The organism is Methylophaga sp. UBA3192 (assembly GCA_002363955.1).
Taxonomy (GTDB): Bacteria; Pseudomonadota; Gammaproteobacteria; order Nitrosococcales; family Methylophagaceae; genus Methylophaga.
Genome location: DEXE01000001.1, coordinates 1 through 9,342 on the forward strand (window position 1 = coordinate 1; position 9,342 = coordinate 9,342).

Annotated in this window: 6 protein-coding genes; 3 read left to right on the forward strand and 3 right to left on the reverse strand. The window is 47.5% G+C overall.

Features of this window, described 5'->3' with window-relative positions; all coding sequences use genetic code 11:
• Positions 1-44: 44 nt before the first annotated feature.
• The 3 genes from hemE to gltB all read right to left on the reverse strand — a co-directional run bounded on the left by hemE (position 45) and on the right by gltB (position 7,158).
• A complete protein-coding gene (gene hemE, locus B2337_RS00005) occupies positions 45-1,109 on the reverse strand; it encodes a uroporphyrinogen decarboxylase (RefSeq protein ID WP_292362667.1) in 1,065 nt (354 codons plus the stop codon).
• A 127-nt stretch (positions 1,110-1,236) separates the two neighbouring features.
• On the reverse strand, positions 1,237-2,643 hold the full coding sequence (locus tag B2337_RS00010; RefSeq protein WP_292742467.1) for an FAD-dependent oxidoreductase: 1,407 nt from the start codon (positions 2,641-2,643) through the stop codon (positions 1,237-1,239).
• A 24-nt stretch (positions 2,644-2,667) separates the two neighbouring features.
• A complete protein-coding gene (gene gltB, locus B2337_RS00015; protein ID WP_292742468.1) occupies positions 2,668-7,158 on the reverse strand; it encodes a glutamate synthase large subunit in 4,491 nt (1,496 codons plus the stop codon).
• A gap of 234 nt (positions 7,159-7,392) precedes the next feature.
• Here gltB and purE point away from each other — a divergent pair, with 234 nt between their 5' ends.
• From purE to B2337_RS00030, 3 genes are read left to right on the forward strand one after another with little or no spacing between them, the layout of a single operon-like run.
• Complete coding sequence (purE, locus tag B2337_RS00020; protein WP_292742469.1) at positions 7,393-7,887, forward strand: 5-(carboxyamino)imidazole ribonucleotide mutase; 495 nt, start codon at positions 7,393-7,395, stop codon at positions 7,885-7,887.
• A 13-nt stretch (positions 7,888-7,900) separates the two neighbouring features.
• Complete coding sequence (locus B2337_RS00025) at positions 7,901-9,031, forward strand: 5-(carboxyamino)imidazole ribonucleotide synthase (RefSeq protein WP_292742470.1); 1,131 nt, start codon at positions 7,901-7,903, stop codon at positions 9,029-9,031.
• On the forward strand, positions 9,031-9,306 hold the full coding sequence (locus B2337_RS00030; protein WP_278389116.1) for a SelT/SelW/SelH family protein: 276 nt from the start codon (positions 9,031-9,033) through the stop codon (positions 9,304-9,306). Before B2337_RS00025 ends, B2337_RS00030 begins: the two co-directional genes overlap by 1 nt.
• Positions 9,307-9,342 lie beyond the last annotated feature (36 nt).

A 9,342-nucleotide genomic window follows, 5' to 3' on the forward strand; every position in this document is an offset into this window, starting at 1 on the left:
ACTTATTTCAGGACAAGACACTGAAAGTTTTAAAACTCAACAAATTACTGATGATACTGGACGCTTTCAGCATGTACGGCATCCACTAATGCAGCTACATGCTCCGGGTTAATCGTAGGGTGGATACCGTGCCCCAGATTAAATACATGGCCACTTCCATGACCATAGGCTTTCAGAATTTCTTTTACTTCCGTTTGTATGCGTTCAGGCTGAGCATATAACACACAGGGATCCATATTGCCCTGCAAGGCCACTTTATCGCCCACCTGATAGCGTGCCAATGAGATATCGGTCGTCCAGTCCAGGCCTAATGCGTCGGCCCCGACTTCGGCCATATGATTTAGCCATTGGCCCCCCCCCTTTGTAAACATCGTTACCGGCACACGTCTTCCTTCATTTTCTTTGGTCAGGCCGCTGATGATCTGCTGCATATAGGCCAGCGAAAACTCTCTGTAATTTGGTCCACTTAATGCCCCACCCCAAGTATCAAATAACATTAAGGCCTGAGCACCTGCAGCGATCTGAGCATTTAAGTAAGCCGTTACTGACTTGGCAAGAACTGATAACAAATCATGCATCACTTGTGGCGTATCAAACATCATCGCTTTGATTTTAGCGAAATCCTTGCTCGAACCTCCCTCGACCATGTAGCACGCCAGTGTCCAGGGACTGCCACTAAAACCAATTAACGGCACCTTGCCATCAATTTCCCTACGGGTCATGCGAATGGCATCCATCACATACCCCAGACTATCCTCCATATCCGGTACGCTGAGATTGGCTACTTCTGCTGCGCTGCGTACTGTTTTGTGAAATTTTGGGCCTTCTCCGGTAACAAAATGCAGCCCCAGCCCCATAGCATCAGGAATAGTGAGAATGTCAGAAAAGATTATCGAAGCATCAAGATCAAAGCGACGCAGGGGCTGCAAGGTAACTTCACAGGCTAGTTCCGGCGTGGTACACAATGTCATAAAATTACCGGCCTTTTCGCGTACCTGCCGGTATTCAGGCAAGTAACGACCAGCCTGACGCATAATCCAAACCGGGGTTTTATCGACAGGTTGCTTTAATAAAGCACGAAGATAACGATCATTTTTTAATTCGGACACCGGACCACCTTTTTATTTATGGCAATTCCTAATCTCAGAAACAAAATCGCACTGAGAGATCAGACTCAAGCGAGTATGACCAACTCAGTGCGATAAGATTGCCACGTGTTCAGATAAAACTGGAGAGTTAAACTTCCAGATATTCAAGAATACCTTCAGCTGCCTGTCGACCTTCCCAAACAGCAGTTACGACCAAATCAGAACCGCGCACCATATCACCACCAGCGAATATTTTCGGGTTAGTGGTTTGGTAAGCGCAGGCTCCTTCAGCGGGAGCAACAACACGGCCACCATCATCGATACTGACATTAAATTTTTCAAACCATGGCGCAGGGCTTGGACGGAAACCAAAGGCGATAACGACTGCATCCGCAGCGATAATTTCTTCACTGCCTTGTACTGGTTCAGGACGACGGCGTCCACGTTCATCAGGCTCACCTAGTGCTGTGGTGACGACTTTTACACCAGTGACTTTATTGCCATCGCCAATGATTTCAATCGGCTGACGGTTCCACATAAACTCAACGCCTTCTTCACGTGCATTGTTTACTTCGCGACGTGAACCCGGCATGTTTTCTTCATCACGACGATAGGCACAGATAACACTGGTCGCACCTTGACGAATAGCCGTACGATTACAATCCATTGCGGTGTCACCACCACCCAGAACAACGACTCGCTTACCTTCAAGCGATACATAGTTTTCTGATGGCAAGTCCAATAGTTTTTTATTATTGGCGACCAGATACGGCAAAGCTTCATGGACACCCGGTAATTCCTCACCCGGAAAGCCACCTTTCATATAGGTGTAGGTTCCCATACCGAGGAAAACAGCATCATATTCTTCCAGCAAGGCATCAAACTCGACATCTTTACCCACATCCGTATTCAGGCGGAATTCAACTCCCATACCTTCCAATACTTCACGACGACGTTTAACAACTTCTTTTTCCAGTTTGAATTCTGGTATACCAAATGTCAGCAGTCCACCGATTTCTGGATAGCGATCAAACACTACAGGCTTAACACCATTACGTACCAATACATCCGCAGCACCTAAACCGGCAGGTCCCGCACCAATCACCGCCACGCGCTTACCAGTATCCACCACATTGGATAAGTCCGGACGCCAGCCTTGTGACAAAGCAGTGTCGGTAATGTATTTCTCCACTGAGCCAATGGTGACTGCACCAAAACCGTCATTTAGGGTACAAGCACCTTCACATAACCGATCTTGTGGGCAAACACGACCACAGATTTCAGGCAACGTATTGGTTTGATGGGCCAATTCAGCAGCCTGTTCCAGATTGCCTTCACTGATAAGTTTCAGCCAGTTCGGAATATAGTTATGTACCGGGCATTTCCATTCACAATAAGGATTACCGCACTCTAAACAGCGGTCAGCCTGTTCTGCTGCCTGTGGCGCATCAAATTGCCCGTATATTTCGCCAAATTGCTGCTTGCGAACACTTGCATCCAGTTTTTTAGGGTCAAATCGACCTACATCTAAAAATTGAAACGTATTTTTTTTCATCGTTATATAGTTTTACCAGTTGTATCAGGCCGCTTTGGTGGCAATTTTTAATAAACCATCCAATGACGCTGCTTTGGGTTTGACCAGCCAGAACTCTTTAATCGCCTGTTCAAAACGATCCAGAATCTGGTGCGCCCAGACACTACCGGTTTCACGCACATGGTCTTCAATAAGGCCTTTTAGATGCAAAGCGGCTTCTGACATTTCGTCACCATCGATCCGCACCAATTCAACCAGCTCTTCGTTATAACGTTCCGCCAGAGTGTTATCCACATCCAGTACATAGGCCAGACCACCTGTCATGCCTGCACCAAAATTCAGCCCGGTCTCGCCCAGCACAACAACAACGCCGCCAGTCATATATTCACATCCATGGTCGCCAACACCTTCAACCACAGCAATCGCTCCGGAATTACGCACGGCAAACCGTTCACCGGCTTTACCGGCAGCATAAAGCTCTCCGCCAGTAGCGCCGTACAAACAAGTGTTACCGATAATGCTGGCATTTTGCGTTTCAAAGTCGCTTTCAGGTGACGGATAGATAGTCAGCTTGCCTGCGGCCATGCCTTTACCGACATAATCATTGGCATCACCTTCAAGGCGCATTTCCAGACCACCCGCATTGAACACACCAAAGCTTTGTCCGGCAGACCCGGTCAGATGAAGGCGTATCGGTTTATCAATCATGCCGTAATTACCATAAAGTTTGGCAATTTCACCGGATAACCGCGCACCAATCGAACGATTAATATTACGAATACTGTAACTGAATTCACCACCCGTTTTATTGACGATGGTGTCTTTAATATCCACCACCATCTGCTCAGCCAATTCACCTTTATCATAAGGCTCATTTTTCGGCTCAAGGCAGAATTGCGGTTTATCTTCAGGAACACCTGCGTTCGACAATAAAGGTTGCAAATCCAGGCCACGCTGTTTGGCAGTGGTACCCGGCAAGACCTCAAGCAAATCGGTACGACCAATCAAGTCCTGCAGACTGCGCACGCCCAGTTTAGCCAACCACTCCCGGGTTTCACGAGCTACAAACTGGAAGTAGTTCATTACCATTTGTGGTAAACCGATAAAGTGCTGTGTGCGCAGCTTTTCATTCTGCGTTGCAACACCGGTCGCACAATTATTCAAATGACAGATTCGCAGATATTTACAACCTAAGGCGACCATTGGTCCGGTACCGAAACCAAAACTTTCCGCGCCGAGAATGGCTGCTTTGATGACATCCAACCCTGTTTTCAGGCCACCGTCTGTTTGCAGACGTACTTTGTCACGTAAGTCATTGGCACGCAGAGTCTGATGCGCTTCGCTTAAACCGAGCTCCCAAGGACCACCGGCATATTTCACCGAAGTTAACGGGCTCGCGCCGGTACCACCGTCATAACCGGAAATGGTAATCAAATCTGCATAAGCTTTTGCCACACCGGCAGCAACCGTGCCAACACCCGCCTGAGAAACCAGCTTCACAGAGACCAGCGCATCTGGATTAACCTGTTTCAAATCGAATATCAGCTGAGCCAAATCTTCAATCGAATAGATATCATGATGCGGCGGTGGAGAGATCAATGTTACACCTGGCACTGAATGGCGCAGCGTAGCGATCATCTGATTAACTTTGCCACCCGGTAACTGCCCCCCCTCGCCTGGTTTAGCACCTTGAGCAATTTTGATCTGTAAAACTTCGGCATTAACCAGATAATGCGGTGTTACCCCAAAACGGCCTGAGGCAATCTGTTTGATTTTGGAAACACGCTCGTTACCAAAACGATCCGGATCTTCACCACCTTCCCCCGAATTGGAACGACCGCCTAAACGGTTCATCGCAATGGCTAAAGCTTCATGCGCTTCAGGCGATAAAGCGCCTAAAGACATACCAGCACTGTCAAAACGTTTCAGAATCGCGCCGGTATCTTCAACTTCTTCAATATCTAATGCCGTATCGGCTAGCTTGACATCCAACAAGTCGCGCAACACCATCGCCGGCCGTTCGTTAACTAACGCAGCATAGGTTTGATAGTCATCGTAACTGCCACCCTGAACAGCTTTCTGTAATGTGCCAATAACATCTGGGTTATAAGCATGATATTCACCGCCATGGATGAATTTCAGCAGGCCACCCTGGTCACGTTTTTTACGTTGATTCCAGGCCAGTTTAGCCAATTGCAACTGATCTGCATGTAATGCTTGAAAATCCGCTCCATTTACCCGACTGGTAGTAGCAGTGAAACACTTGTCCACAACCACATCATTCAAGCCAACGATTTCAAACAATTGCGCTCCGCGATAGCTGGCAATGGTTGATATACCCATTTTAGAGGTGATTTTGAACAGCCCTTTGTTAATACCTTTACGGTACAGACGGCAAAGTTCGGCATGTTCAACGTTTTGGATTTCCTTGGTGGCACGCAGATCCTGCAGGCAGGCATAAGCAAGATAGGGATAAATCGCTGTAGCACCATAGCCGAGTAACACACCGAAATGATGTGGATCACGGGCTGTCGCGGTTTCTACAATGATATTTGCATCACAACGCAAACCGGCTTTAATCAGATGCTGATGCACCGCACCAGTTGCCAGTAGGGCATGTACCGGTAATGTGTCTTTGGAAATATCCCGATCGCTGAGGATCACTACCACATTGCCGTTACGCACCGCATTTTCTGCGTCAGCACAAATCGCATCAATCGCTTTTTCCAGGCCGATTTCCGACTGGTAATTCAACGAGATACGATAAGATTTATATTCCGGATCGTTATCACCCAGTCTGAGGATATGATTAAACAGTTTCTCGGTCAGTACCGGAGAATCCAGTACAACACGCTGTGCGTGATCTTCACCTTCTTCAAACAGATTACGTTCCTGACCAATACAGGTCTCAAGCGACATAACAATGTTTTCACGCAATGGATCAATAGGTGGATTGGTGACCTGCGCGAACTGTTGACGGAAATAGTCATATAACGAACGGGCTTTTTGTGACATGACGGCAAACGGGCTATCGTCACCCATTGAACCGACTGCTTCCTGACCCAGTTCTCCTAAAACACGAATGACCTGATCACGCTCTTCAAAGCTGACACCGAACATTTTTTCAAACACTTCAAGTTCATCGCCCTGAATCTCAGGCAATGTGTGTTGATCATCGTCCTGGATATCCTGCAAACGTTGCAGATTATTCTCCAGCCATTCACGATACGGCTGAGCGGTTTTCAGCATTTCGTTGATATCTTCCGGCATCAACAATTCACCCGTCTGAGTATCAACCGCCAGCATCTGGCCTGGTTTCAGACGGCCTTTCGCCACAACATCTTCCGGTTGATAGTTGTAAACACCAACTTCAGACGCCAGCGTAATATGACGGTCTTTGGTTATCACATAACGTGCTGGACGCAAGCCATTGCGATCCAATGTACATGCGGCATAACGACCATCAGTGATAACCACGCCGGCAGGACCATCCCATGGCTCCATGTGCATGGAATTAAAATCATAGAAAGCTTTCAGATCGGCATCCATAGTTGGATCGTTCTGCCATGCAGGTGGGATAAGTAAACGCATGGCACGGAACATACTGACACCACCCGCCAATAAGGCTTCCAGCATATTATCCATGCTGGATGAATCCGATCCGGTTGTTCCAACTAAAGGTCGGATGTCTTCCATGTTTTCAATAAGTGAGGTCGCAAATTTTGCGCCACGCGCCAAGGCCCAGTTACGGTTACCCTGAACGGTATTGATTTCACCATTGTGTGCCAGATAACGGAAAGGCTGAGCCAAACGCCATTGCGGCCAGGTATTGGTAGAAAAACGTTGATGGAATACGCATATAGCCGTTTCCATACGCTCATCGCTGAGATCTTTATAGAAAACCGGCAGATAGGACGGCATCACCAGACCTTTATAAGAAACCACTTGTGATGACAGGCTGGGTATATAGAAGTCTTTATCGTCAGTAATCGCTTTTTCAGCTTTACGGCGTGCAATGTAGAGATTGCGTTCAAACGCTGCATCATCCATCGATTCACCCGCATTAACAAATACATGGCGCATCTTGGGTAGCAAACGTAATGCTTCCTGTCCACAGGCTGTTTCCGCATCGACCGGCACTTCACGCCAGCCTAATACCTGCAGACCTTGTTCTGTCAGTTTTTCGGTAACCGTATCCTGGGCTAACTGTGCTTTGTTGTCGTCCTGTGACAGAAAAACCATACCGACCGCATAGCGTTGCGCCAGCGGAAAACCAAGTTCTCCCGCAATCGCTTTAAAAAAGCTGTCTGGTTTTTTAAGCAATAAACCACAACCGTCACCGGTCTTACCATCCGCACCAATTGCGCCCCGATGGGTCAAGTTACCCAGCGCTTCAATGGCTGTTTTAATAAGCCAATGACTGGGTTTACCATCCATCTGAGCAATCAGTCCGAATCCGCAGTTATCGCGCTCAAATTCAGGTCTATATAGACCTTGTGTTAGTTCTGTTGGCTGACTCACGTCACATACCTTCATCGTTTGTTAGCGCCGTCGCAGCTCCATTCCGGTAGTAAAACCGGCACAGCTATGTCTAAACTGAGGAGCGTCGCACAAAAACACGGCAGAAAGGATCACCTAGTATAACGATTGATCCGGCACCATTCAATTCTAGCTGCTTTTTTTAGACAGCAACTGACTGCAGTAAATTTTCCTATTTTCAATAAAATAGCTAAAATGCATTGCTTTTCTGACAATAAAATCGGACTAACAATGGACAAACCACTGGTAGGTGTAGTGATGGGTAGCAATAGTGACTGGCCTGTCATGCAAAAAGCCGTGGAACAACTGGATGCTTTTGGCATAGCCTATGAAACCCGAGTTGTTTCTGCTCACCGTACACCCGATCTACTCACCGAATATGCCAAAACGGCTAAAACCAAAGGCTTAAGCTGTATTATCGCTGGCGCCGGTGGTGCCGCGCATTTACCAGGCATGCTCGCAGCGAATACATTAATTCCTGTTTTGGGAGTGCCGGTCCCATCGCGTTATCTTAAGGGTCAGGACTCTCTGTTATCCATTGTTCAAATGCCAAAAGGTATACCCGTTGCGACTTTTGCCATTGGCGAAGCAGGTGCTGCCAATGCTGCCTTATTTGCCATTGCCCAGCTGGCCATTCACGACCAGAAGCTGGCCGCAAAACTAGAACAGTTTCGTAAAGATCAGCACCAGGCGGTCTTGGATATGACACTTCCACCACTAGCATAAAACTGAGGATGTAATGATTTTACCAGGAGCAACATTAGGAATGCTGGGTGGCGGTCAATTAGGCCGCATGTTTACGACTGCAGCACAAACCATGGGCTACAAAGTTATTGTGTTGGATCCCGATAAGAACAGTCCTGCAGGAATTATTGCCGACGAGCATATTTGTGCTGCCTACACAGATGACTCCGCCCTGGCTGAGCTTGCGCAACGTTGCGCTGCAATTACAACCGAATTTGAAAATATTCCTGCCAGCACATTAGCCTTTCTGGAACAACGCACCGTTGTCCATCCCTCCTCAACCGCCCTGGCCAGTACGCAAAACCGTAATGTTGAAAAGAGCTTTATTCGTGCCCAGGGCATTGCCACCGCGCCGTTTGTCAGTATTAACAGCACTGATGATATTACCAGCATCGGTGACCAGATTAACTTCCCGGCGATTTTGAAAGTCGCAACCTTTGGCTATGACGGTAAAGGTCAGATTGTTTGTGAAGATTTACAGGCTGTCCATAAGGCCTTCGAGGCCTTAGGCCAAAAAGAATGCGTTCTGGAGCAACGAATCGATTTGGAACGTGAAATATCCGTTGTGCTGGCGCGTAGTCAGGACGGGCAGATCAGCGCTTTTCCAGTAGCTGAAAATGTGCATATCAATGGTATTTTGCACTCGACTACCGTGCCAAGTATTGCGGCAGAATCACTTCAGCAAACGGCGATTGAAATGGCCAGTACAATTGCTGAAGGCCTTCGTTATGTTGGCACCATGGCAGTTGAATTTTTTGTCTCCAAACAAGGGGATATCATTGCCAATGAAATTGCACCACGGCCGCATAATTCCGGACATTACACACTGGATGCCTGTCGCACATCTCAATTCGAACAACAAGTTCGGATGCTTTGCGGGCTTCCTGCCGGAAATGCGGAATTAATTTCGCCGGTAGTGATGATTAATTTGCTAGGTGATGTTTGGGGCAATAGCCAGCCACACTGGGATAAACTGCTTGCTCAGCCAGATATAAAGCTGCATCTTTACGGAAAAAAAGAAGCACGCGCTGGTCGGAAAATGGGTCACTTTAATGTGCTTTCTGCTGACGCGTCCCAGGCAATGGAGCTGGCCAGTCAAACTTTTGAAGCCATTAAAGCTGATTAATGCATAACATAACCATTACCTACTGCACACAATGTCGCTGGATGTTGCGGGCCGCCTGGATGGCCCAGGAACTGCTCAGCACTTTTGACGGTGAGATTGCAGAATTAACGCTTAAACCGGCTACCGGTGGCGTTTTTGAAGTAACGGCAGATAATGCGTTGGTCTGGTCAAGAAAACAGGAAGGCCGCTTTCCTGATATTACCGAACTAAAACAACGTGTTCGTGATGTCATTGCTCCGGAACAGGATTTAGGTCATTCTGATAGAAAAAAGTAATAACCGGGTTTGAATTGTCTTGTCCTGAAATAAGTT